The sequence below is a fragment of the Idiomarina sp. HB genome (assembly GCF_048059115.1).
Classification (GTDB): Bacteria; Pseudomonadota; Gammaproteobacteria; order Enterobacterales; family Alteromonadaceae; genus Idiomarina; species Idiomarina abyssalis.
Map to the genome: position 1 here is coordinate 34,611 of NZ_JAYLVU010000003.1, position 25,246 is coordinate 59,856.

Sequence of the window (25,246 nt, forward strand, 5' to 3'; positions counted from 1 at the left end):
TTTCCTTTTGGTTCGTATAGCCTCAGTTTAGCTCAGCCGCACTAACATAGAAGCAAGGAACACATTCAATAAAATTAAAATATGGCTGATTTAAGCCGCGCGATACTAACTAAAATGAACGCCGATTGCAAATTAATCGGCGTTTTTATGAGCCTTTTCGATACGGGAACTGAGCAGGGCAACAATGCGGTCGGCTAACTCATTAGCCACGGCGCTTTCTCCGCGTACAACAATATGATCAACAATCTTTTCCTGACGTCTTACAGTGGCATCAATTTGTATCGCGTCCTGTTGGTTCTGAAAAGCCAGATTCACCTGCCACTCAGCGTTATTGTCCTCGACCCTGTGCCATTCGTGTCTGACTTCCAGGCGATTACTGATATCAAAAGCCAAATTTTCCACGGACTTTTCAGCGTTATCCTGCAGTTCGAAATGAAAAGCAACGTAAGGCTTTTCTGAGCGCAACCAGGTGGGAGATTCCCAGTTAGGCGTCCAGCTTACAAAGAGCACAGCAACCATGCCTAAAGCAATAGCAATAGGCAAAAGGCGACGTTTAAGATCCATTGCGCTGCCTGACTACCTCAAATAGACACACACCACTGGCTACTGAAACATTCAGACTACTGACACTGCCAGATAAAGGAATAGATACTAAATCGTCACAGGTTTCGCGGGTCAAACGGCGCATTCCTTTTCCTTCAGCGCCCATCACCAAAGCCACCGGTCCGCGGTAATCGACATCATAGACTGACTGAGTCGCCTCCCCTGCCGTACCATATACCCAGACGCCCAGCTCCTGAATATCGCGCAGAGCCCGCGCTAAGTTTGTAACAACAACCATAGGCACGTTTTCTGCCGCACCAGAAGCGACTTTACGTACCGTTGGCGTAATCTGTGCCGATTTATCCTTAGGGACAATAACAGCGGTTACGCCAGCGGCATCTGCAGTACGCAAACAGGCCCCTAAATTATGCGGGTCAGTTACGCCATCAAGCACCAGAAACAACGCTGCGGTTTGGCTTTGCTCCAATAACCCCGGAAGATCTTGCTCCGTTAAGGTGGGTGGAGACTGAACCGTTGCAACAACCCCCTGGTGATTGCCGCCTTCGGCCCTTTTTTCCAGAGCTTGTTTAGGCACCCATTGAGGACGTACACCCGTCGCATGACATTGGTTTACAATGTCACGCACAGAATCGTCCTGGCGCTCTTTAGAAACATAGAGCTCAACCAAACGATCCGGGTGGTTTTTTAATATAGCCCGCACTGCGTGCAGGCCAAACACAGTCACTTTTTGGCTCATGACTTACTACGTCCTTTACCGCCACCGCGGTTTGTGTTTTTCCGTTGACCACCCTTGCCTCTGGGTTGACCCTTACGTTTACCCTTTCCAGAACCTTTTGCCGGCATACTGCGCTTTTTGCCACCCGGGCTCGTCGCTTCCAGTAAGGTTAAATCAATTTTCCGGTCATCGAGGTTTACGTCTTTAACTTTCACTTTAACGTTATCACCCAGACGGAATACGCTGTGGCTGTTCTCGCCAACTAACATCCCTTTTTGCTGATCAAAATGGTAATAGTCATTGTCGAGGTTACTAATATGAATAAGCCCGTCAATTTGGTAATCACTAAGACGAACAAATAAACCAAAGTTAGTAACAGATGAAATAACACCTTCAAACTCCATACCAATATGGTCGAGCATGAACTCGCATTTTAACCACTCATCTACCTGACGAGTGGCATCATCTGCCCGACGTTCTGTCATTGAGGTATGCACGCCCAGTTCATCCAGCTGTTTTTCCGAATAAGCCCAGGCTCCGACAAGCCCTTTACCTTCGCCTTCATTTTTGCGCAGAATAGCTTTTATCGCACGATGCAAAATCAGATCGGGATAACGACGAATAGGTGAAGTAAAGTGTGCATAAGATTTCAATGCCAGACCGAAATGGCCTTTATTCTCAGGCTGATAAACGGCCTGTTGCATTGAACGCAGCAACATAGTCTCAATAAGTTCGTGATCCTGACGATCTTTAACTTGTTCAAGCAGTGTCGCGTAGTCCCTCGGAGAGGGCTCATCACCACCTTCGAGATTCAGGCCGAGTTCACCAAGAAAACTGCGGAAGTTGTTCAGACGTTCATCCGCCGGAGTCTCATGCACACGGAATAACGCGCCAATTTCTTTGTCAGACTCAATAAGCTGGGCGGATGCCACGTTAGCCATGATCATGCACTCTTCAATAATTTTATGAGCAACATGACGTTTAACAGGCTCGATACTTTCAATTTTACGCTCAGCGTTAAAAATGAAGCGGGTTTCCTGCGTATCGAATTCGATAGCCGAACGGCGTTTGCGGGCAGCACTTAACGCATTGTAAAGACGTTCAAGCTCCTGAACGTTGTCCATCACATGCTGATACTGTTGTTGCAGCTCTTCGTCGCCATCAAGCAACTTCTTAACTTTGTTGTAAGTCAGACGAGCATGACTTTTCATTACTGCCGGGTAGAATTGAGTCGATTTCAGTTTCCCACGAGGCCCCAGTTCCATCTCTGCAACCATACACAGACGGTCAACATCGGGGTTCAATGAACATAAGCCGTTTGAAAGCTTCTCCGGTAACATAGGAATAACGTTACTGGGGAAATAAACCGAATTCCCTCTATCAGTCGCGGCTTTATCAAGCACCGTATCGGGCCGTACATAATAGGAAACATCGGCTATAGCGACCCATAAACGCCAACCTTTCTCTTCAGGCACACAGCAAACCGCGTCATCAAAGTCGCGAGAGTCTTCACCATCAATAGTAATAAGCGGAAGTTCACGTAGGTCTTTACGTCCTTCATAAGCTTCTGCCGGAACCTCTTCACTGTATTTTTTTAATTCTTCATCAACTTCTGATGGCCATTCAGTGGGAATATCGTGCTCGCGAATAGCCACCTGAATTTCCATGCCAGGCGCCATATGTTCACCCAGAACCTCGGTCACCCGGCCTATGGGGCTGGTTCGACGACTTGGCCGACGAGTTATCTCTACAACAACTAACTGACCGTGACGAGCACCACTTTTATCCGCATCCGGAATGAGGATATCCTGACTAATGCGACCATCGTCCGGCACTACAATACCTAAACCGTGTTCAATGAAGTAGCGGCCAACAATGTTACTGTCTCTTGGCTCCGTAACACGTACAATACGCCCTTCGGTGCGACCCCGACTGTCTTTACCACTAGGCTGAACGAGTACTCGGTCGCCGTGTAATACAGAATACATTTGGTGATGCGGAATAAAGAGATCTTTTCCGCCGTCTTCAGTCTGGCAGAAACCAAAACCGTCTTTATGACCAATGATACGACCTTTAATCAAGTCCATACGCTCAGGCAGACCATAAGCATTTGCTTTACTGTAAATAAGCTGCCCGTCGCGCTCCATTGCCCGCAACCGACGTTTTAAGCCAACAGCCTGACGTTCGTCATCCAGGTTGAAATGGCGAATAAACTCGTCAAAATGAACAGGTTTATTATTGGAAGTAACAAGTTCCAATAACTGTTCGCGGCTTGGAATTTCGACTTCGTAGTCTGGCGTATTGTTGTTCTGCTGATTATCTGACATAGAATCCTATATATGTATGGTTGCACGGTTAAGGACGACCGATGCGGACAGTATACGTGCTGAAAAGGATAATGTCAGTGCTTCGCTTGTATTTTGAACAAAACGTACCCATACCCCCTCTAATAGATAAAGAATGAGTTGTCGAATCGTTCGATATACTCTAATTTGATAGCTGAAACATTTACTAAGATCAGAAAATGCTAAAAAACGCAGCAGCAACAACTGAATTCAGCTTGCTCCAAAGATGGAGCTCTCAGGTACTGTTGTGTTTATTACTCATCGCTTTTAGTGCATGCAGCTACGCTTTATCTGGTAGCAGCAAGAGCCAACTAACGACTCAGCAACACTCTGACACCGTTTTCGTTGTCGATCTGACATCGTCAATTTCTGAGGTTCAGGCTGAAGACCCCGAACTCGATAAATCAATCGATTCTGCCTCAAGAGTTTTTCAAAACGTTTTAGCGCTTGCTCCAATCTCTTTGAGAATAACTGAATCGAAACTTACCCAATGGAATTGGCACCTCGTTAGAGGACCACCCACTCACCTTTAAGAATTCTGTACTTTCTAATTTTTAAAGGAGTTTGTCATGAGTGAGTTTAAAGAAATTCAATGGTCTTCTGCAGCCGATAAAATTGCAATACACCACAACTATGATCATCAGCCAGTCATTAGCTGGCACGATAGCGCCATGCATGCTGTTGACGATTTCACTAAAGTGTCTCCTCTGGAAATAACGGAGAACACATTGGTCAGCGACGCCGAACAGAAACTCCGGAATGCCAACCGTCGTTATGCCTGCATAAAAAACCAAAATGGTGAAATGACAGGTTTACTGGCGCTTCGCGAACTTCACGGACGCAAAGCGACCCAACTAAGTACGGTCAACCAAATTGGGTGGAGAGAGTTGGCGGTAAAAGAGTTGATGTTACCTCTTCTCGCATTACCACAAGTTAAACTAGAAAGCTTAACAAAGGCTAAAGTAGGAGACGCTGCGGCGACTCTCAAAGCCAGCGGGCGTGACTTTCTTCTCGTAATTAACAATGGAGAAGTCTGTGGTGTAGTGTCATCACTTAGAATAGCTGAGTTAACAGGTGAGTCAGTGAACGTTTATCACTTGCCCTCAACTTTTGCTGAGATTATTTCAGCGATAAATCATCATGAGGTCATTGACTGAAATCGCTTATATGTCAGAAGTGCCTGTGCGCTTCTGGCATTTTTTTAATACGAATTACGAGGGGAAAACTTGGTGGCGCTGGACGGACTTGAACCGTCACTCCCAGAAGGAACCTGATTTTGAATCAGGCGTGTCTACCAATTCCACCACAGCGCCATGCCATTTAAGGTGAATGCGTTACGTAATTAAGTAACGGGACGGGATTATACCCGTCAAGCATCGCTAATCAAGCAATAATTCATGAAAATCACCGAGAATATGACTAACTGTTGCTTCCTTGTACAACTGAGACAGCTGTCAGTCAGCTTAGCTCATGATATGATCCAGATACATTTAATTTAAATGAGTTCCGCATGAGTTCTGAAGCACAAAGACTACACGCCAGCTTTCCCAGTGCTGGCTTTACCAGACGACTGGCAGCCTGGGTTTATGACCTTTTAGTTGCTGCAGCAATTATTATGCTGGCGTCTGCGTTAGCGTTACTTTTTGCCGCGCTACTAACCTCTTTCAACTGGCTGGTGCTATCGGACGATATGGATCACGCCGCCTGGCTGGCTCAGGGGCCATGGTACAGCTTATATCTTATTACTGTTGTTGCGGTATTTTTTGGCTGGTTCTGGAAACGTTCAGGACAAACACTAGGCATGCGCGCCTGGCGTTTAAAACTGCAAAACCGTGACGGCTCACGCTTAACCAACCGCCAGGTATTCATAAGGTTGCTGACCTGCTGCGGAGGTCTCGGGAATCTTTGGGTTCTTGTTGACTTTAAAAACCGAAGAGCCTGGCAGGATTACGCCGCAGCAACAGAGGTTGTCACCCTTTCGAAAGAAGCGAACCAACTTTTTTACTGGAACGAACTTTAAGTGTGGTCGGCCTGTTGTCAGGCCGTGCGCCCACGCATAAAGTAGACCGCAATCCCCGCAAACAACATACTCGGTAGTAATGCTCCTAAAATAGCCGGAATTTGGTAAACCTGTGCCAGAGGCCCAAAAATCTCATTACTCACATGAAATCCGAAGCCGGTGATAACACCTAACAAGACCCTTGCGCCCATCGTTGTCGAACGCAGAGGTCCAAAGATAAACGACAGAGCGACCAACAACATAACAGCCACAGTTATTGGAGCAAAAAGCTTACGCCATAAAGCAAGTTCATAACGTTCCGCAGACTGTTGGTTGCTTTCCAGGTACGTCAGGTAATCCAGTAGCCCGCTAATAGAAAGTGATTCTGGTTTAATGGTCACGACCCCGAGCTTATCGGGCGTCAAGCTTGATTGCCAGGCCATATTAGCTTTTTCATCGCGTAGCATACGGTTTTCCGTCATTTGCGTAACCGTCACCTCCTGCATACGCCATTTGTCGCCGCTAAAATTAGCTGTTCGGGCGTAGGTTACCTGTTGCAATTCCCTATTATCATTAAAGTCATAAATCAGAACATCGTTCAGACGTCCGGTGTCCTCAACTTCACCAATATTGATAAAGTCAGAACCGTCTTTTGCCCAGACACCCTGTTGTGCCGAAATTAAGCTGCCCCCTGAAATAGCCTGTGAGCGGATAGCGCGCCCCTGAGATTCCATGGGTGGTGCTATCCATTCGCCTATCGCCATTACTGCAACCATCATAATAATGGCTGATTTCATTACCGCACCAATAATATTCAAGCGGGAACGTCCTGCCGCCATCATAACCACAAGCTCAGAGCTGCTCGCCAACATACCCACACCAATGAGACCACCGAGTAAAGCGGCCATTGGAAAGAAGGTTTCAACATCTCTGGGCAAGCTGTAAAAGACGAAAAGTGCAGCATCCATAACGTTGTAGTCGCCACGACCAACCGATTTCAGTTGCTCGACAAAGCGAATTAAAGACGACAAACCGGTTAATACAGCAAGACTTAACAGCGAGGTTCGTAGTACGGCAAGACCAATGTACTTATCTAGAATACTAAACATCACTGCCCCCGAGCCGCGCCGAAGCGTAGATTTGCCAATAATCTCAAGCCAACAGGTCTGCCTTTACCTATCAACACTAAGCCAAACACCAGTAATATGAAGTGTATCCACCATAACCCGATAACTGGAGGAATGACGCCGTCACGTATGGCCGACTTAGCTGCCATAAGCAATAGGAAATAGCCTAAATAAATGAGTAAAGCCGGGGCCATTCGTCCAAACTTACCCTGACGAGGGTTCACACGGCTTAACGGTACAGCAATAAGTGTCAATAACGGCATAGCCAGAGGAATCGCAATACGCCACTGCAGTTCAGCAACCGCAGCCGGTTCAGTTTGCGACATTAACTCCACAGTGGGATAGGCTTCGAGTTTTCGTAATTGCTCACTGGCCTGTTGCTCCTTAATTTGAAGCTGGTAACTGTCAAACGACATCATCTGATAACTGTCGTTGTCACCGGCGTAGCGTTTTCCCTCACCCAGTTCAAGCCATTGCGACCCCGTTGTTTCACTGATTACTTTACCGGTCTTTGCCATAACCACACTACCCGACTGTAACTCGCCCTGACTGTGCGTATGCTGCGCCACAAAAACTTCCTCAAGGTCGCCATTATCAGCGACACTTTGCACGAATATGACTGCTTTGCGGTTACTTGCTTGTTGGAAGCGTCCCGGCATTAAAGCCGTTAAGCCACTTTCTGAACGAGCTCTGTCTTCCAGCTTTTGTTCCTGATCGAGTGACCAGGGCACTAACCATAAAGTGAAAGAAGCTGTTATCAAAGCTAAAACTAATGACAGCACCAAAGTCACCCGGGTTACATACCACTCACTTACCCCACAGGCGTGCAGAACCGTCATTTCGTTGTCAGCATAGATACGTCCATGAGCCAGTAAAATACCCAAAAACAAACTAAGAGGCAGAATCAGAGACACTAATGCAGGGAGGTTCAGCGACAGAAGCTGAAAAATAATTGCGCCGGGAATATCCCCTTCTGATGCATCCGACAGAACACGGACAAACTTCTGACTGACAAAAATCGTCATCAGGATAAAAAGCACAGCAAGCTGCGACTTCAATGTTTCACTGATCAAATAGCGGAATATGCGCACTGGCGTTCACTCATAACTTAGGTTTTTACTGGAATAGCTGTGATTTTTAAGTAAACTTGTTATTTTAACAACAAAGTGTCTTTATAGTGAAACTATAGCAGGCATTGAAGCCACCTGAAACAGGAGCACTGTCATGGAGTTCAGCGTCAAAAGTGGTAATCCGGAAAAACAACGTTCTGCTTGCATCGTTGTTGGCGTGTTTGAACCTCGTCGTCTGTCTGGCGTTGCCGAACAATTAGACAAAGTCAGTGATGGTTATTTAAGCAACTTATTGCGCCGCGGAGACCTTGAAGGTAAATCAGGTCAGGTTCTGCTGTTACATCATGTCCCCAATATTCTTGCCGAACGGGTATTACTGGTCGGCTGCGGTAAAGAGCGCGAACTTGATGAGCGCCAGTATCGCCAAATTATAGCCCGCACTATGAACACGTTGAACGAAACCGGCTCAATGGAAGCGGTCTGCTTTCTTAGTGAGCTGCACGTTAAAGGTCGCGATACTTACTGGAAGGTTCGTCAGGCCGTAGAAGCTGCGCGGGCAACATTGTACAACTTTAACGAGCTTAAGAGTAAAAAAGAAGAACCTCGACGCCCGTTGCGTAAATTGGTCTTTAATGTTCCAAGCCGAAAAGAGCTGGCTTTGGGCGAACAAGCTGTGCAACACGCGTTAGCCGTAGCTACGGGTATGGATATTTGCCGCAACGTAGCAAATATGCCACCTAACATTTGTACACCTCGTTATTTAGCCGATCAAGCCAAATTAATGGCTGAAAATTACGACAATTTAACGGTTAGCACCGTTGAAGAAGCCGAAATGGAAAAGCTGGGTATGAACGCATACTTAGCCGTTGGCCGTGGTTCAGAACATGAGTCAGTACTAACTTTAATGCATTACAACGGCGCACCCGATGACCAGCCCCCCATAGTTTTGGTCGGTAAAGGCCTGACATTTGATTCGGGCGGTATTTCCATTAAACCATCCGCCAATATGGATGAAATGAAATACGACATGGGCGGTGCTGCCGGCGTTTTAGGAGCTATGCAGGCTCTTGCTGAACTGCAACTTCCCATAAACGTTATTGGCGCTGTGGCAGGTTGTGAAAACATGCCAGATGGCAAAGCATACCGCCCGGGTGACATTCTAACCACCATGAGCGGCCAAACAGTCGAAGTACTGAATACCGACGCAGAAGGCCGACTGGTACTTTGCGATACCCTGACGTACATCGAACGCTTCGAGCCAGAGTCCGTGATTGATTTAGCCACGCTGACCGGTGCTTGTGTTATTGCGTTAGGCAGTCACGCTTCTGCCGTGCTCAGCCAGCACAACCCGCTAGCTCACGAAATTCTAAATGCTGCCCAACAAAGTGGTGACAAAGCCTGGCGCATGCCGCTATGGGATGAATATCAGTCAATGCTGGACAGCCCTTTTGCAGATATGGCTAACATTGGTGGTCGCGAAGCCGGTACCATTACCGCCGCTTGTTTCTTATCGCGCTATACAAAGAAATACAATTGGGCGCACATGGATATTGCCGGTACGGCCTGGCAAGGTGGTAAAGACAAAGGCTCAACAGGCCGCCCGGTGCCATTATTAACGCAGTTTTTAATTAACCGGTGCAGCGCAGAGGTCGCAGAGTAAGATGCCCTCAGCCACTTTTTTCTTAATGCCTGACGAAGCTGAAGGCGAGCAAAATCGGTTAATTTGCGATAAGATAGCGGAGCTATACAGAAAGCATAAAAGGTTGCGGGTTTGGGCCCGCAATCAACAACAGGCGGAAGCGCTGGACGAACTGTTATGGCAACAACCAAGTGATGCCTTTATTCCGCATAATTTGCTTGGGGAAGGTCCGGCTACCGGAGCGCCGGTAGAACTTTGTTGGCCGGAGTCTGGCGACATTAAAAGCCGACCCGGTTACGCCCTGTTTAACCTGGCTGAAGACATTCCGGTACAAGCTCAACAGAGCCAGAAACTTTATGACACAGTTCCAGCCGATGACAATGGCAAAAAAGTAGCTCGCGAGCGATACAAACATTACAGGGCCAGAGGTTGCCAAATGCATACCGAGCCCCTGACATCCGAACAGAAGTAAGGTTAATATGGATAAAACATACTCCCCTGCAGCGATAGAACAAGACCTCTACCAACAATGGGAAGACAAAGGCTACTTCAAGCCTTCAGGTAAAGGCGCCCCCTACTCTATTATGATTCCGCCGCCCAACGTTACCGGCAGTCTGCACATGGGTCACGCCTTCCAACACACCATTATGGATACGCTCACCCGCTACCAGAGAATGAACAGCCGTAATACATTATGGCAAGTAGGTTCTGACCACGCTGGTATTGCCACGCAGATGGTCGTTGAACGCCAGTTAGCCGCTCAAGGACAGACTCGCCAGGAACTTGGTCGTGACGCTTTTATTGATAAAATTTGGGAGTGGAAAGAACAGTCAGGCGGCACCATCACTCAGCAAATGCGCCGTCTGGGCGACTCTGTTGACTGGGATCGTGAACGCTTCACTATGGACGAAGGCCTTTCTGATGCGGTACGTGAAGTCTTCGTAAAACTGCACGAAGATAACTTGATTTACCGTGGTAAACGCCTGGTCAACTGGGACCCGGCACTGCAAACCGCTATTTCTGATTTAGAAGTCGAGAATAAAGAGCAACAAGGTTCTATCTGGTATTTACGTTACCCGCTGGCCGATGGCGAGAAAACCGAAGACGGCAAAGACCATTTAGTGGTCGCGACCACCCGCCCGGAAACCATGTTAGGCGATGTCTGTGTTGCTGTGCATCCCGACGACGAGCGCTTTGCTCATTTGGTTGGGAAACACCTCGAGTTACCTATTGTTAACCGTCGTATTCCTATTGTTGCCGACCACCACGTTGACAGCGAATTCGGTACAGGTTGCGTAAAGGTAACTCCTGCGCATGATTTTAATGACTACGAAATTGGCAAGCGTCATCAAACTGGGATGATTTCTATTTTTGATGACACTGCGCACGTCATGGCAAAAGCAGGCCTTTACACCAGTACGGGTGAAGCGCTTGAAGAGCTGAACGGGTTTGATGGGGCTTTACCTGAGCAATACGCTGGTAAAGAACGCTTTGAGGCCCGTAAGCAACTTATTGCTGAATTTGACGAACTTGGCTTACTGGAAAAAATTGAAAAACACACCAACAAAATACCATACGGCGACCGCGGTGGCGTTCCTATTGAACCGCATTTAACCGACCAATGGTATGTTCGCGTTGAACCTATGGCCAAACAAGCAACCGAAGCGGTTGAAGACGGACGCATTGAATTTGTACCTAAGCAATACGAGAACATGTATTTCAGCTGGATGCGCGATATTCAGGACTGGTGTATTTCGCGTCAATTATGGTGGGGGCACCGTATTCCGGCATGGTACGACGAACAGGGCAATGTCTATGTCGGTCGCACCGAAGAAGAAGTGCGGGAAAAGCACAACTTAGGCGATACGCCTCTTCAGCAGGACGAAGACGTATTGGATACCTGGTTCTCTTCCGCGTTATGGACCTTCTCTACCTTGGGTTGGCCAAAAAATACCGAGGACTTAAAAACCTTCCACCCTACCGATGTGTTGGTGACTGGTTTTGACATCATTTTCTTCTGGGTTGCCCGCATGATCATGATGACCATGCACTTTATGAAAGACGAAGAAGGCCAGCCGCAAGTTCCGTTCAAGAAGGTCTATGTGACTGGTCTTATTCGCGACGAAGAAGGCCAGAAAATGTCTAAGTCTAAAGGTAACGTGTTAGATCCGCTGGACATGATTGACGGCATTAGCGCTGACGAGCTGGTGGCTAAACGCACAGCCAATATGATGCAGCCGAAAATGCGTGAGAAAATTGAAAAACGCACCCGCAAAGAGTTTCCTGAAGGCATTACCGCCCACGGAACCGATGCACTGCGCTTTACATTAACAGCACTTGCATCGACTGGGCGCGATATCAACTGGGACATGAAGCGTCTGGAGGGTTATCGCAACTTCTGCAACAAACTGTGGAACGCCAGCCGGTATGTGTTAATGAGTACCGAAGAGAATGACTGTGGTCTTGAAAACGACGATATGACCCTGTCACTGGCTGATGAGTGGATTATTGCCCGCTTTAACAGCACAGTAAAAGACTTCCGTCAGGCTTTAGATACCTATCGTTTTGATCAGGCAGCCGCTATTGCATACGAGTTTACCTGGAACCAGTTTTGTGACTGGTATCTGGAGCTTACTAAGCCGGTTCTCCAAAATGGTACGGATGTACAACAACGCGGTACTCGCCACACACTGGTGAATGTTTTAGAACAGTTACTGCGCTTACTGCATCCGGTTATGCCGTACATTACTGAAACTATCTGGCAACGGGTGAAACCGCTGGTTGGTAATACGGATGATACCATTATGCTGCAGCCGTTCCCGCAGGTTGAGGACAACGTCAGCCATCAGGCAATGCAGGACATGGAGTGGCTGAAGCGCGTTATTTTAGCTATTCGAAATATTCGTGGCGAAATGGATTTATCACCGAATAAGCCTTTGCCTCTGCTGCTTTCAAATGCTGATTCAATGGCCAGAGGCCGTATTGAGAATAACCAAAGCTTCCTCAGTAGCCTGGCAAAGCTGGAGTCTATTGAGTTTATTGAAAGCGATGATGATGCACCAGCCAGTATGACCGCACTGGTTGATACGTTGAAGCTGCATATTCCAATGGCCGGTTTAATTGATAAAGAAGCAGAGCTACAGCGACTGCAAAAATCTATCGAGAAAGCGAACAAAGAGTGGCAGCGTCTGAACGGTAAGTTGGGCAACGATAACTTTGTCAGTAAAGCACCAGAAGCTGTCATTGCTAAAGAACGTGAGAAGCTCGCTGAAGCAGAAACTACGCTCAAGCAACTGCAAGAGCAGCAAGAGAAAATTAAAGCGCTTTAATCTTCATTAAAAGTGTATCGCTAAAAGCCCGAGTCTCTGCTTCGGGTTTTTTTTTGAAAAATAATCTATTTTAAGAGGGCTCTCGTAGTGAAAAATAACGAGACAAAGGGAGAGAGTCATGACTATTTTCGAAGAACTGAGAGTTGATCACGATAAACAACGTAAATTGCTTGAACTGCTATTGGAAACGGCCGGAGAAGCGCCGGAGCGTGAACAATACTATCAGCAACTAAAGCTCCAGTTGGAACAACACGCTGCCGCTGAGGAACGATACTTTTATAACCCTCTTATCAAAGACGATGACACAATAGAAATGTCGCGACATGGTATCGCTGAGCACCATGAAATTGACGAACTGATTGAAACCTTAGAACAAACGGAAATGTCGTCGCCAGCCTGGCTTCAACACTTTAAAAATTTAAAACATAAAGTCTTACATCATCTGAAAGATGAAGAGCAGGGATTTTTCCAGCGCGCAGGAAAGGTATTAAGTGAGTCCGAAAAATCCGGCTTAGGAAGTGACTACCGCAATATGATGAAAGAAAAAGGTTTGTAAAATCAGGAGAGGTTATTCCTCTCCATCGTCGAACTCTTCACCTTCAAGTTCATCATCTTCAATCAAGGTGCCCCAGCCATCGTATTCAACCTCACAGTCATCGGCTATAGCAGCTATTTCTCTCACCTGCCGGTTTAGAATATCGCTATCGAGCTCAGCATCTGTGACCGCCATAAACGCAAACCAACGCTTACCGCGTTCGTCTTCAAACTCATCGGCATCGTCCACATGGTAGCCTTGCTTAACAAGCTCTACAGCCGCTTTTTCCAACTTAGTAAAGTCCTGGCTGGCCAGGTGATGCTCAATTTCATACAGGAGATCTGTCTCCGCACCGTCAGCTATCAAAGCCTGTACGGTTTCTTCACTTTGCTTAAGTAGATCATTAAGATCTCGGCTCATGATTTATCCTTTTCCGCCTGTTCTCGTTCAATACTTGTGTTCAACTGCTTAATTTTATCATCCATTAGCTGATGGCAGTGCCCACTCAGCTCACGTAAGTTTTCACGCTGGTAGTTTGCAATTCGTACCGGCTCCAGAAAAGCAACTTTCAGCACACCATTGTTCCAGCGGTTCATCTTTACCTTGCCATGTAACTCAGAGACACATACCGGAACCACGTCAACCTGAGCCCGAAACGCAGTATGAAAAGCCCCATTCTTAAAGGGTAACAGCCCTCTTCCGTAACTTCGGGTTCCTTCCGGAAACATCCATACCGAAATGTCTCGTTGCTTTATAGCATCCGCCGTTTGTCCTATGGTGCCATGAGCTTTTCCGGCGTTTTTTCTGTCAATCAGAATATTTCCTGCTAACCAATAAAGCCACCCGAAGAACGGTATCCAGCGCAGGCTTTTCTTGCCCACAGTAACGGTATTTTTGGGCAGCATTGCTGCAATGGTGAATATTTCCCAACTGTTCTGATGGTTACAGACAAAGACGTAAGGGCCACCCTTTTCAATGTCCGGGTGACGACTCACTTCAATTCGCATGCCTAAAACTCGTATTGCCCACCCAAAAATATGAGCGAACCTGTAAGTATTATTACGATGAAAGGGGCGGATGATACAAAATAAGCAACCGACCACACCGAACAATACAACAAATCCACCAAGAAATACCCACCGCAACAAGGCTAACATTCAAACTCCTCAATTATCCTTGTCTTGCTCAACCACTATTTCATCAACACGTTGTAATCCGCGCGGTAGTTTATTACCACGCCGTCCGCGTTCTCCATAGTAATGCTCTAAATCTGCAGGTTTCAGAGTCAGCTTACGCTTACCGGCAATCAAAGTAATAGCTTTGTCCGGTGCCGCAGTAGCCAATGCAACCACATACTCTTCGCGAGACTGCGCACGCAAAGCAGGAATACTAATTAACTTGTTGCCTTTTCCTTTACTCAGTTGAGGCAAGTCTGCAACAGGGAAGACCAACATCCGGCCTTCGTTGGAAATAACAACAACTTTGTCTTCCTGCAAATCATTCACTTTATTAGGCGGCAGTATCTTAGCGCCGGTCGGTAATGTGATAATAGCTTTACCGTTTTTATTACGGCTGACTAAATCGCTGAACTGACAAACAAACCCATAACCAGCGTCGGATGCCAATAGTAAATGGCTTTCGTCTTTGGCCATTAGAACGTGTTCAACGTTTTCACCCGCGACTAAACTGAAACGTCCGGTCAGAGGCTCACCCTGGCTCCTTGCTGATGGCAACAGGTGCGCTTCACAGGAGAAGCTTTTCCCTGAAGTATCAAGGAACACCACAGGCTGATTACTCTTACCTTCAGCCGACGCCAGATAGCTGTCACCGGATTTATAACTGAGCTTCTCACCCTCGATATCATGACCTTTAGCAGAGCGCACCCAGCCTTTCTTCGATAACACAACAGTTACCGCTTCGGCTGGCGTTAAATCACGCTCGCTTAACGCTTTAGCTTCAGAGCGCTCAACAATTGGCGAACGGCGCTCGTCACCATAAGTTTCCGCATCAGCTAGCAACTCTTTCTTGATCAGTGTTTTCAAACGACGATCTGAACCCAGTAAAGTCTGCAGCTTTTCGCGCTCTTTATTAAGTTCATCTTGCTCGCCGGTCAGCTTCATTTCTTCTAATTTTGCTAAGTGGCGTAACTTCAGCTCCAGAATAGCTTCAGCTTGTTTATCCGATAACCCAAAGCGACTCATTAACTCGTCTTTCGGTTTATCTTCAGTACGGATAATCTCAATAACTTCATCAATATTGAGATAAGCAATAAGTAAGCCTTCTAAAATATGCAGGCGCGCCAGCACTTTATCTAAGCGATGCTGCAAACGTCGCGTTACTGTTGTCTGACGAAACTCCAGCCACTCTTTAAGAATGCCAACCAGCGGCTTCACTTTCGGCCGGCCATCTAAGCCCAGAATATTCAGGTTAACCCGGTACTGCTTTTCCAGATCTGTTGTGGCGAACAGGTGATTCATTAACTGTTCTGTATCCACCCGATTTGAGCGAGGAACCACAACTAAACGGGTCGGGTTTTCATGGTCTGACTCATCACGCAAGTCCGAAACTAAAGGCAGTTTCTTGGCCTGCATTTGATGCGCTATTTGCTCTAATACTCTTGCCCCGGATGCCTGGTGCGGTAAGGCCGTAATAACAATTTCACCATCTTCAACACTGTAGCAGGCACGCATTTTAATACTACCGCGCCCCGTTTCATAAAGCTTAGTGATGTCATCCGTTGGCGTAATAATTTCAGCATCGGTCGGGTAATCCGGCCCCTTCAGCACTTCCATAATATCTTCAAGCTGACTACCCGGCTTTTCCAGTAACATTGCGCAGGCATTAGCCACTTCACGAGCATTGTGAGGAGGAATGTCCGTGGCCATACCGACAGCAATGCCGGTTACACCATTTAATAAAATATGGGGTAAACGCGCAGGCAGCACCTGAGGCTCTTTCATCGTGCCATCAAAGTTCGGTATCCAGTCGACCGTCCCCTGACCCAGCTCGCTGAGTAAGACTTCACTAAATTTAGACAGTCTGGCCTCGGTATAACGCATAGCTGCGAAGGATTTAGGGTCATCCGGTGAACCCCAGTTACCCTGACCGTCGACCAGCGGGTGACGGTAGGTGAAAGGCTGAGCCATGAGCACCATAGCTTCATAACATGCACTGTCACCATGAGGGTGAAATTTACCAAGAACATCACCCACAGTACGGGCTGATTTTTTATATTTAGCAAGTGCCGAGAGTCCAAGCTCTGACATTGCGTATACAATGCGTCGCTGTACCGGTTTTAAACCATCACCGATATTCGGTAGTGCCCTGTCCATGATCACGTACATGGAATAATTCAGGTAGGCTTCTTCCGTAAAGCGACTCAGTGGGCGGGTTTCTGTAACTTCCGTCGACATTCTGACTTCTCCTTGCTCACAAGTGCTTACAGTTCAGCCAAGTCGGCCATGTTACCTTTGCTTTCCAACCAGGTACGGCGGTCTGCAGCTCGTTTTTTCGCTAAAAGCATATCCATCAGCTCTTCCATTAGTTCGCCATCGTCAATGGTCAACTGAACCAGTCGGCGGGTATTTGGATCCATAGTGGTTTCACGTAAGGTTAACGGGTTCATCTCACCCAAACCTTTAAAACGCTGAACATTCACTTTACCTTTGCGCTTTTCAGCCTCGATGCGATCTAAAATGCCCTGCTTTTCACCTTCATCCAATGCGTAATAGACATCTTTGCCGACATCTACGCGATAAAGTGGTGGCATCGCAACAAAAATATGGCCGTTTTCCACTAATGGTCTGAAGTGCTTCACAAACAGTGCACAAAGCAAGGTTGCGATGTGCAAACCGTCTGAGTCGGCATCCGCTAAAATACAAATTTTCCCATAACGCAATTTGTCTAAATCGACACTGTTTGGGTCAACGCCTACCGCAACCGAAATGTCGTGAATTTCCTGCGACGCCAGAATTTGTTCCGGGTCAACTTCCCAGGTATTCAGAATTTTACCGCGAAGCGGCATAACCGCCTGAAACTCACGATCTCGAGCTTGCTTCGCAGAGCCTCCTGCCGAGTCCCCTTCCACTAAAAACAATTCACTTCTGCCGGGCTCCTGACTAGAACAATCTGTGAGCTTTCCGGGAAGCGCCGGGCCCTGCGTTACTTTTTTACGAACAACTTTTTTACTGGCTTTTAGTCGTCTTTGCGCGTTGCTAATGCAGACATCGGCTAAAAGTTCAGCTTGATCGGTATGCTCATTCAGCCAAAGGCTAAAAGAGTCTTTTACCACGCCAGAGACAAAGCTGGCGGACTGCCGCGAGGACAAGCGCTCTTTTGTTTGCCCTGCAAACTGAGGGTCCTGCATTTTGGTCGACAAAATATAGCTACAACGTTCCCATACGTCTTCCGGAGTTAACTTGACCCCTCTGGGTAACAGGTTACGGAACTCACAAAACTCACGCATAGCCTCCAGGAGCCCCTGGCGTAGTCCGTTGACATGGGTACCGCCCAGCGTGGTCGGAATTAAGTTAACGTAACTTTCAGAGACCCCTTCGCCACCTTCCGGCAGCCAGGTAACAGCCCAGTCAACACCTTCTGTTTGCGAGCTAAAACTACCATCGAAGGGTTCTTCCGGTAAGGTCGGTACATCCTTAACCGCCTCAACCAAATAATCCGTTAAGCCATCCTGATAAAACCAGGTATCTTCCGTGTCATCAATTTTATTACGGAAGGTAATTGTCAGACCGGGACATAGCACAGCTTTAGCGCGCAGTATGTGCTTTAACTTGGTAACAGAGAATTTTGCAGAATCGAAATATTGAGGGTCCGGCCAAAAGTGAACTCGCGTACCGGTGTTTCTTTTCCCCACCGTGCCGGTTACTTCCAGCTCACTGACTTTATCGCCGTTTTCGTAGGCCATTTCATAAACTTGACCATCGCGCTTAATGGTCAGTTCAACACGCTTGGATAAGGCGTTAACCACCGAGATACCAACACCATGCAAACCACCGGAAAACTGATAGTTTTTATTCGAGAACTTACCGCCGGCATGCAGTTTACTCATGATCAGTTCAACACCCGGAACACCTTCTTCCGGATGAATATCCACCGGCATCCCCCGACCATCGTCGGTGGTTTCCAGCGACTGGTCCTGATGCAGAACAACAAGTAACGTTTTGGCATGCCCCGCCAGAGCTTCATCGACACTATTATCTATAACCTCCTGGCCCAAATGATTAGGCCGAGAGGTGTCAGTGTACATACCGGGGCGGCGCTGAACCGGTTCCAGTCCGTTCAGCACCTCAATGGAGTCGGATTTATAGTCTGTCATGAGTCCCTGTTTTTATTATTGGCTCGATCCACGAAAAGTGTGCTTCAATTTACCGCTAACTGGCGTCTATTTGAAGTAGTACGGCATAAATTTCTGAGCAGTTTCGCTCAGCTTAGGCTGAATATGGCCCTGCTTACGACACAAGGTTAACCAGTCGGCCAAAAATTGATTCACCTGATGCTTTTCATCCTGGTGCCGCATTTCACGGTTAGGCTGCTGATAACGTGCGGCTAAACGAGTAACGCCCTGACTGGATATAATCTCAGCCATACGCACATCATGATATAACCGCACCGTCATTTTAGCATGCAGGTAGTCTGCCCAGTCTGGCTTCAACTGTTCAATTTCAATGTCTGAGGTATAGCGCGCTTCACTCACGTTGCGCAAACTGAACGCTAAATGCTCCCCGGCATAAATCGTAACCTGAGCCTGAGACTCAAGCTGGGACAGCAGAGGCAACAACCCTGCGTAGTTAAGTTCGTTCAGTCGGTGCAGTTCAGCCACGTCGACAACATAGCGCTGTAGCATAATAAAACCTCAGTTTACTCCAGATCAGAGAACACCTTATCATGGTGTAACTGCAACCATTGTAACCCAATTACACTGGCTGCGTTGTTGATTTCTTCACGTTCAAGCATAGCGATAACTTTATCCCTTGGTATCACATGCACGCGTATATCTTCGTCTTCTTCAGGGAGACCACCAAAGTCGGCAGCCGATTTACTATCAACTTCCGCAATATAAATCGTTAACTTTTCATCGGTACCACCCGGGCTGGAGTAATAACTGGTAGCGTAAATTAAACGTTTGGCTGTTAAACCAGCTTCTTCTTCCAGTTCACGAGTTGCCACTTCTTCAGCGCTCTCGTCGGCATCAAACATCCCGGCGACAAACTCAAACAACCAAGGTCCATTTTCGTCCTCAAGTGCGCCTACGCGGAACTGCTCAACAACCACCAACTCATCGGTTACCGGGTCATAAGGTATAACAACAACCGCATGTCCCCGTTCCATTAATTCCCGGTCAATGACCGGACTCCAGTCACCAGAAAACAAACGGTGTTGTAAAGAATAGCGATAAACTGACAAAAAACCTTGATAAAGCGGTGTCTTTTCCTTTACTTTCACATCATCTCGGTGAAAACGAATTGCCATACTAACGAGTCCTATTATTGAGAGTAACTGAAAACAAACATTCTGTTACACTTGAGCGAATTCTGAAACCATGTTTTTCTTAAAGTATTTGCGCAAATCATTTACACTGGTAATCATTCAGCGCTGTATGTAAACTATGCGCAATTATTGAACATTGCATGTCAAGTAACAGGAAACTGACTACCATGAAAAAGCATCTTTTGTCGGCAGCTGTCGGTCTGGCATTGACCACAGTCACTTTTACGTCAAATGCTGAAGATTTGGCTCAAATTTATCGCTTAGCAGTTGATAATGATCCGACCTTATTACGTGCCGCAGCAGAGCGTGATGCCGCACAAAAAGGTATTGATATTGCCAAGTCAGGATTCCTGCCTCAGGTTTCGGGAGAAGCTGGTTACAGTGACTCAACAAGCGAATCCCCGCTAGTTTTTGAGTCAGGCATTCAAGTTTTCGATAGCGACAGCAGTGGCTGGCAAGCCGGCATTACGCTGAACCAGAGTATTTTTGACTGGACTGTCTGGAGAAACGCCGACATTGCAGAGAAGCAAGCCTATCAGGCGGAAGTTGCCTACAGCAACGCCCAACAAGACCTGATGTTACGTGTTGTTAATGCGTACTTCCAGGCTCTTCAGGCCCGTGATGACTTATCTTTCGCAGAAGCCGAAAAGAAGGCTATCGAGCGCCAGCTTGAACAAACCAAGCAACGCTTTTCAGTCGGCTTAACCGCTATTACCGATGTTCACGAAGCACAGGCTCAATACGACAGCGCTGTCGCACGTGAGATTCAGGCTCGCAATGCGGTTGAAATTGCCTTAGAAGACATTCGCGAAATTACCGGCCAATACCCGCAAACATTGGCAGCTTTAGATACCGAAACTTTTTCACCGAGCGATCCGGCACCAGAAGATGTTCGTCAGTGGGTGAAAAAAGCTGAAAATGGCAACCTTAGCCTATTGGAAAGTAAAGTTCAGGTAGACATTGCTGAGCAGCAAATTAAGCTGCGCCAGGGTGGTCATTATCCTACAGTCTCACTTCAGGCCAGCTATTCTACATCGGACACAGAGCGCACAATTTCGAATCAGAATGGTCAACAGACAACAGATTTACCTCGTCTGGACAGCCGCTCTATTGGTTTGAATGTCAGCGTACCTATTTTCTCAGGTTTCCGTACATCAGCGGAAGTTGCTCAGGCTCGCGACAACTATGTGGCCAGCAGCCAACAAATGGTTCAGACTCGCCGGAATATTGAACGCGAGGTACGTAATGCCTACTACGAGGTTTCAGCGTCTATTGCCAGCATTAATGCGTTTCAGCAGTCTGTTGTGTCTGCAGAGAGTGCGTTGAAAGCGACTGAAGCCGGTTTTGAAGTCGGTACTCGTACTATCGTTGATGTACTGGATAGCACCCGTAACCTCTATAATGCAAAACGTAATTTATCTGAAGCTCGTTATGGTTATATCCGTCAAATTCTACGCCTTGAACAAGCTGCAGGACAGTTACAAGAACAAGACCTGTTAGCGATAAACAGTAGCCTTTCTGAAAATGTAGAAGGCACTGCGGCTGACTAACAGAGCAGACCAGGGCACCGCCGCTTATAGGTGGTGCCTTATTTCAAATGTTTTATGTTACTATCCGCGATAATTGAAGAATAATTAGCGGCATCTGTTGTGATCGAACCTCCCAAATTTAAGTTCTACTTTCTGCATCCTAAGTTTTGGCTAACCTGGCTTGGTGTCTTTGTCCTTTACAGTGTTTCGTGGCTGCCATACCGCCTGCAACTTGCTATGGGTCGGGGGTTAGGCTTGCTGTTTAAGAAGCTTATGCCGCGCCGGGTCAACATTGCCCGAACCAACTTGAAGCTGTGTTTCCCTGACTATAGCGATGAAAAAATTGAAGCGTTACTGACCGAGAATATGAAAAACACCGGTATCGCTTATTTTGAAATTGGCATGGCCTGGTGGTGGCCAAACTGGCGAATTAAACGAAAGCTGCACATTCACGGTGAGGAACACCTTCGCAAAGCTCAGGAAGACGGCAGTGGTATTCTGTTATTGCTTTTTCACTTCCTTAGTCTGGAAGTCCATGCGCGACTGCATGGCTTTGTCGAACCAGCCGTTGGCTTGTATCGTCCCCACAATAATGCGGTGATGGAGTTTTTGCAGACTCGCGGACGTGGGCGCTCAAACAAATACATGATCCAACGTCGCGATGTTAAAGCCATGATGAGTGCGCTGACTCAGGGTGACATCGCTGGCTATCTGCCGGACCAAGATTATGGCCGGCGCCGTGTTGAGTTCGTTAAGTTTTTCGAGGTACCAGACACCTCCACCACTTTAGGCACCATGCTTTTTGCACGTAACCCTAATTGCAAGGTATTGGTCAGCCGCTGTGTCAGACGTGATGACGGCAGTGGGTACGATCTTTATTACGAATCACCGCTTGAGAACTTTCCCAGCGGCGACGATAAAGCCGATGCAGAGCGGGTTAATCAGTTAGCCGAACAAGCAATACTAAAAGCTCCGGAGCAATACCTCTGGGTTCATCGGCGCTTTAAAACGCGCCCCGACCCTGATATGCCAAGCTACTACCGTTGATCTTCCAGCAATTGATTCCAGCAGTCGAGTACAGCCTGACGCTCAGCATCCAGGTTGTGCTCTTCCAGCAACTGCTCGCCTTGTAATGCCAAAGCATGACTCTCGCAACGGAAAATCTGAAAAGCGTTAATCAAATTTTGCGCATTCACCTCAGATAACAAATGCAGTTGTTGGGCCTCAGTCAGAAGTCTGACGTTATCACTGTATTGACATAACTCCGGGTGATTATGTGCGTGCCGTAGTACGATGTACTGCGTTATAAACTCAATGTCCGCAATGCCACCCGCGTCCTGTTTTAGGTCAAACATGCTGCTGTTGCGTTGTGCTAAATGCTCACGCATTTTCTCTCGCATCTCCACAATGCTTTTACGCAATTCCTGCTCGTTTCTGGGCTGAGACAAAATACTGCGTCGTATATCCATAACGGTTTCACGCAATGCCGGAACACCAAATACCGGTCTGGCCCGAACCAATGCCTGTAATTCCCAGGTCCAGGCATCGTCCCTCAGGTAACGCGCAAATGAGCTTACCTGAGTCACCAGTAGTCCCGCCTGGCCTGAAGGCCTTAAGCGCAAATCAACATCGTACAAAATGCCAGCCACAGTCCGAGTAGTAAATAAGTGCAAGATCCGTTGCGCAAGACGCAAGTAAAATTGCTGAACTTCTATAGGTCGTTGACCATCGGTCTGGCCCTGATAATTGGCGTCTGTAACAAAAACGAGATCGAGATCAGAGCCATACCCTAATTCCTGACCACCGAGCTTTCCATAGCCGAGCACGGCAAAGCCTGTGTTGTCGACACTGGTGCCCTCTGGCTTGCCATGCTTTTGTGTCAGGTGATGCCATGCGAGACCGACCACCTCAGCGATAATAGCTTCAGCCAGCGCGCTTAAGTGGTCACTGACATTCATCAGTTCAAGAACACCACTAATATCGGCCGCCGCTATTTTTAACTGCAACGCTTGTTTGGCTTGCCGTAAAGCGTCCATCTGCGTTTCTAAGTCCTGCTCGGGGATCCTCAGCAAATACTCCCGCAACACCGACGCATAATCCTTCGATTCGGGCAAACTATAGAGTTGCTGGGGATCGATAAGCTCATCTAAAAGTATCGGGTGTAATGCCAGCTGCTCCGAAATCCATGGGCTTGCCATGCAAAGTTTGCACAGTTGTTCGCGTGCACCGGGGTTTTCCGCAAGCAGCTCGATATAGGCCGTACGACTCATCACGGCTTTAATGATGGATAACAGCCTTTCCAGCAAACGTTCCGGATGTTGATGTTGAATTGCGTGGCGCAGCATCATGGGCATTAAGCGAGCTAAAGCTGCTCGTCCCCGGGGGCCGGAACTGCGGCGACGGCTCTCCTGACGGAAGTTTTTAATTTGTGTCCATAAAGCCTGTGGCTCGTTGACCCCTTCACTTTCCAGAATCTCTATCGCCGCATCATCATCCAGCATGTCCTGCCATAAAACCTGCAAGCTCTGCTCATCTTCGTCATCTTCGGACTCAGCCCCAACCACCTGCCGAAATTCACTATGAATGCGGGCCATACATTGATCAATTTTATCCTGCAGCTCTTGCCAATTCGGCTCATCTAACATAGCGCATAAGCGCGCTCGACCCAGCTCATCTGACGGTAATTGCTGAGTTTGTTGGTCATCTATTTGCTGCAGACGATGCTCTATAACGCGCAAATATTCATAGTCATCTAATAACTGACTGGCTTGCTTCCGATCAATTAAGTCTAACTCAGTCAGTTCATTCATCGCTTTATAAACCGAGCGTGTCTGCAGGGATTTTTCCTGCCCCCCGCGAATAAGCTGATGCGCCTGAACAATAAACTCGACTTCTCTGATGCCACCGGCGCCCAGCTTTATATTATTTTTCACGCCCTGGCGCCGAGTTTCCTGCGTAATAAGAAGCTTCATTTTACGCAGGGCTTCAATGGCACCGAAATCAATGTAGCGACGATAAACGAAAGGTCGTATTAATTGTTGAAAGGCCTGCTGGTATTGTTCATCTGCGCCTATCATCCGGGCTTTTACCATAGCGTAACGCTCCCAGTCACGCCCTTGCTCCTGATAATAATGCTCTAACGCGTTAACACTGGTCACTAAAGGACCCGACTGGCCAAAAGGCCGAAGCCGCATATCAACCCGGAAAACCTGGCCGTCAGCGGTCGTTTCATCGAGTAAACCAATAAGCGACTGCGCCAATCGTTTATAAAAAACACCATGCTCTAATTTACGGCCCGGCCCCTGAGTCTCACCTTGCTCAGGGAACGCAAAAATAAGATCGATATCCGACGAAAAGTTTAATTCCCTTCCGCCCAGTTTTCCCATACCAATAATCAACAGCGGCAGGAGGTTGCCTTCGTCATCAAGCGGCTTCCCATGACGGTTAATATAACGCTCGAACAGCCAACTTAAGCTTTCGCTGATTGCGGCGTCAGCAATAGCACTATAGTGAGCCAGAGACTCTTTTAGAGAAAGTTGCTGTAAAATATCAGCGGCGGCCAGCTTTGCCATCCAGCAATGACGCAATTGCCGAAGGCACTTTTTGGCGTCCTCTTCACTATTTAAAGGTTCTAACGCCTCTGCAATATGCGCTTCATAGCCGCTCACGTCGGGCAGCTGAATGGCTGTCTTACTAGCAACAAAAAGCTCAGTGACCAATTGCTCGGGATAACTTTCTGCTACGCGGCCTATGAATGGGCTTACAGCAAATAAAGACCTTAGCAGTTGCTGCTGTTCATTGTTTAACAGGGAACCGGAAGCAACATCCTGGTAGCGTTGCCAGGCGGCCTCACTCTCTTTAAGTAATTCTTTGCCGGGAGTCAGCATAGC

The 25,246-nt window shown here is 47.4% G+C and carries 20 protein-coding genes and 1 tRNA gene; 8 read left to right on the forward strand and 13 right to left on the reverse strand.

The window, feature by feature from the left end; translation table 11 throughout:
• Positions 1–132: 132 nt before the first annotated feature.
• Genes VBY75_RS09545 through rnr form a run of 3 tightly spaced genes read right to left on the reverse strand, consistent with a single transcriptional unit; the run spans position 133 to position 3,606 of the window.
• Positions 133–564: a signaling protein gene (locus VBY75_RS09545; RefSeq protein ID WP_199494392.1), complete on the reverse strand. Its 432-nt coding sequence runs from the start codon at positions 562–564 to the stop codon at positions 133–135.
• Positions 554–1,300, reverse strand: a complete 747-nt coding sequence (rlmB, locus tag VBY75_RS09550; RefSeq protein WP_199494391.1) for a 23S rRNA (guanosine(2251)-2'-O)-methyltransferase RlmB — start codon at positions 1,298–1,300, stop codon at positions 554–556. The genes VBY75_RS09545 and rlmB overlap by 11 nt, the downstream gene beginning before the upstream one ends.
• Complete coding sequence (gene rnr, locus VBY75_RS09555) at positions 1,297–3,606, reverse strand: ribonuclease R (protein ID WP_199494390.1); 2,310 nt, start codon at positions 3,604–3,606, stop codon at positions 1,297–1,299. The genes rlmB and rnr overlap by 4 nt, the downstream gene beginning before the upstream one ends.
• A 587-nt stretch (positions 3,607–4,193) precedes the next feature.
• Between rnr and VBY75_RS09560 the strand changes: the two genes are divergently transcribed.
• The gene (locus tag VBY75_RS09560) at positions 4,194–4,781 is read left to right on the forward strand and encodes a hypothetical protein (protein WP_416512215.1); all 588 of its coding nucleotides are present in this window, start codon (positions 4,194–4,196) and stop codon (positions 4,779–4,781) included.
• A 70-nt stretch (positions 4,782–4,851) separates the two neighbouring features.
• Here VBY75_RS09560 and VBY75_RS09565 read toward each other — a convergent pair.
• A tRNA-Leu gene (locus VBY75_RS09565) sits at positions 4,852–4,937 on the reverse strand.
• 197 nt (positions 4,938–5,134) lie between these two features.
• Here VBY75_RS09565 and VBY75_RS09570 point away from each other — a divergent pair.
• Complete coding sequence (locus tag VBY75_RS09570; RefSeq protein WP_054489157.1) at positions 5,135–5,644, forward strand: RDD family protein; 510 nt, start codon at positions 5,135–5,137, stop codon at positions 5,642–5,644.
• 17 nt (positions 5,645–5,661) lie between these two features.
• Here VBY75_RS09570 and lptG read toward each other — a convergent pair whose 3' ends face one another.
• Positions 5,662–6,732 carry an LPS export ABC transporter permease LptG gene (gene lptG, locus VBY75_RS09575; protein WP_199496430.1) on the reverse strand — a complete coding sequence of 357 codons (1,071 nt, stop codon included), beginning with the start codon at positions 6,730–6,732 and terminating at the stop codon, positions 5,662–5,664.
• Positions 6,732–7,841: an LPS export ABC transporter permease LptF gene (gene lptF / locus VBY75_RS09580; RefSeq protein WP_416512218.1), complete on the reverse strand. Its 1,110-nt coding sequence runs from the start codon at positions 7,839–7,841 to the stop codon at positions 6,732–6,734. The genes lptG and lptF overlap by 1 nt, the downstream gene beginning before the upstream one ends.
• A 133-nt stretch (positions 7,842–7,974) precedes the next feature.
• Between lptF and pepA the strand changes: the two genes are divergently transcribed.
• The 4 genes from pepA (at position 7,975) to VBY75_RS09600 (ending at position 13,344) form a co-directional block, all read left to right on the forward strand.
• Entirely contained in the window at positions 7,975–9,480 is a 1,506-nt protein-coding gene (pepA, locus tag VBY75_RS09585; protein WP_199495024.1) for a leucyl aminopeptidase, read from the forward strand.
• Position 9,481: 1 nt separating this feature from the next.
• Complete coding sequence (locus tag VBY75_RS09590; protein ID WP_416512221.1) at positions 9,482–9,931, forward strand: DNA polymerase III subunit chi; 450 nt, start codon at positions 9,482–9,484, stop codon at positions 9,929–9,931.
• A 7-nt stretch (positions 9,932–9,938) separates the two neighbouring features.
• On the forward strand, positions 9,939–12,788 hold the full coding sequence (locus tag VBY75_RS09595) for a valine--tRNA ligase (RefSeq protein WP_416512223.1): 2,850 nt from the start codon (positions 9,939–9,941) through the stop codon (positions 12,786–12,788).
• A 118-nt stretch (positions 12,789–12,906) separates the two neighbouring features.
• Complete coding sequence (locus tag VBY75_RS09600; RefSeq protein ID WP_416512225.1) at positions 12,907–13,344, forward strand: hemerythrin domain-containing protein; 438 nt, start codon at positions 12,907–12,909, stop codon at positions 13,342–13,344.
• A 12-nt stretch (positions 13,345–13,356) separates the two neighbouring features.
• On the opposite strand, the gene rraB is transcribed toward VBY75_RS09600, so the two are convergent.
• The 6 genes from rraB to VBY75_RS09630 form a co-directional block, all read right to left on the reverse strand.
• A complete protein-coding gene (gene rraB / locus VBY75_RS09605; RefSeq protein WP_054489169.1) occupies positions 13,357–13,743 on the reverse strand; it encodes a ribonuclease E inhibitor RraB in 387 nt (128 codons plus the stop codon).
• The gene (locus VBY75_RS09610) at positions 13,740–14,480 is read right to left on the reverse strand and encodes a 1-acylglycerol-3-phosphate O-acyltransferase (RefSeq protein ID WP_054489171.1); all 741 of its coding nucleotides are present in this window, start codon (positions 14,478–14,480) and stop codon (positions 13,740–13,742) included. The genes rraB and VBY75_RS09610 overlap by 4 nt, the downstream gene beginning before the upstream one ends.
• Before the next feature lie 9 nt (positions 14,481–14,489).
• Positions 14,490–16,736 (reverse strand): DNA topoisomerase IV subunit A, encoded by a 2,247-nt coding sequence (gene parC / locus VBY75_RS09615; RefSeq protein ID WP_054489173.1) that lies wholly within the window; start codon positions 16,734–16,736, stop codon positions 14,490–14,492.
• 26 nt (positions 16,737–16,762) lie between these two features.
• Entirely contained in the window at positions 16,763–18,655 is a 1,893-nt protein-coding gene (parE, locus tag VBY75_RS09620) for a DNA topoisomerase IV subunit B (protein ID WP_416512228.1), read from the reverse strand.
• Between the two features lie 66 nt (positions 18,656–18,721).
• The gene (locus VBY75_RS09625; protein ID WP_054489177.1) at positions 18,722–19,183 is read right to left on the reverse strand and encodes a DUF1249 domain-containing protein; all 462 of its coding nucleotides are present in this window, start codon (positions 19,181–19,183) and stop codon (positions 18,722–18,724) included.
• A 14-nt stretch (positions 19,184–19,197) separates the two neighbouring features.
• Entirely contained in the window at positions 19,198–19,809 is a 612-nt protein-coding gene (locus tag VBY75_RS09630; RefSeq protein WP_199495029.1) for an NUDIX domain-containing protein, read from the reverse strand.
• 185 nt (positions 19,810–19,994) lie between these two features.
• On the opposite strand from VBY75_RS09630, the gene tolC reads away from it, so the two are divergent.
• A complete protein-coding gene (tolC, locus tag VBY75_RS09635; RefSeq protein ID WP_199495030.1) occupies positions 19,995–21,377 on the forward strand; it encodes an outer membrane channel protein TolC in 1,383 nt (460 codons plus the stop codon).
• A gap of 99 nt (positions 21,378–21,476) precedes the next feature.
• A complete protein-coding gene (gene lpxL / locus VBY75_RS09640) occupies positions 21,477–22,403 on the forward strand; it encodes an LpxL/LpxP family Kdo(2)-lipid IV(A) lauroyl/palmitoleoyl acyltransferase (RefSeq protein ID WP_416512231.1) in 927 nt (308 codons plus the stop codon).
• On the opposite strand, the gene glnE is transcribed toward lpxL, so the two are convergent.
• The gene (gene glnE, locus VBY75_RS09645; protein WP_416512233.1) at positions 22,394–25,243 is read right to left on the reverse strand and encodes a bifunctional [glutamate--ammonia ligase]-adenylyl-L-tyrosine phosphorylase/[glutamate--ammonia-ligase] adenylyltransferase; all 2,850 of its coding nucleotides are present in this window, start codon (positions 25,241–25,243) and stop codon (positions 22,394–22,396) included. The genes lpxL and glnE overlap by 10 nt on opposite strands.
• Positions 25,244–25,246 lie beyond the last annotated feature (3 nt).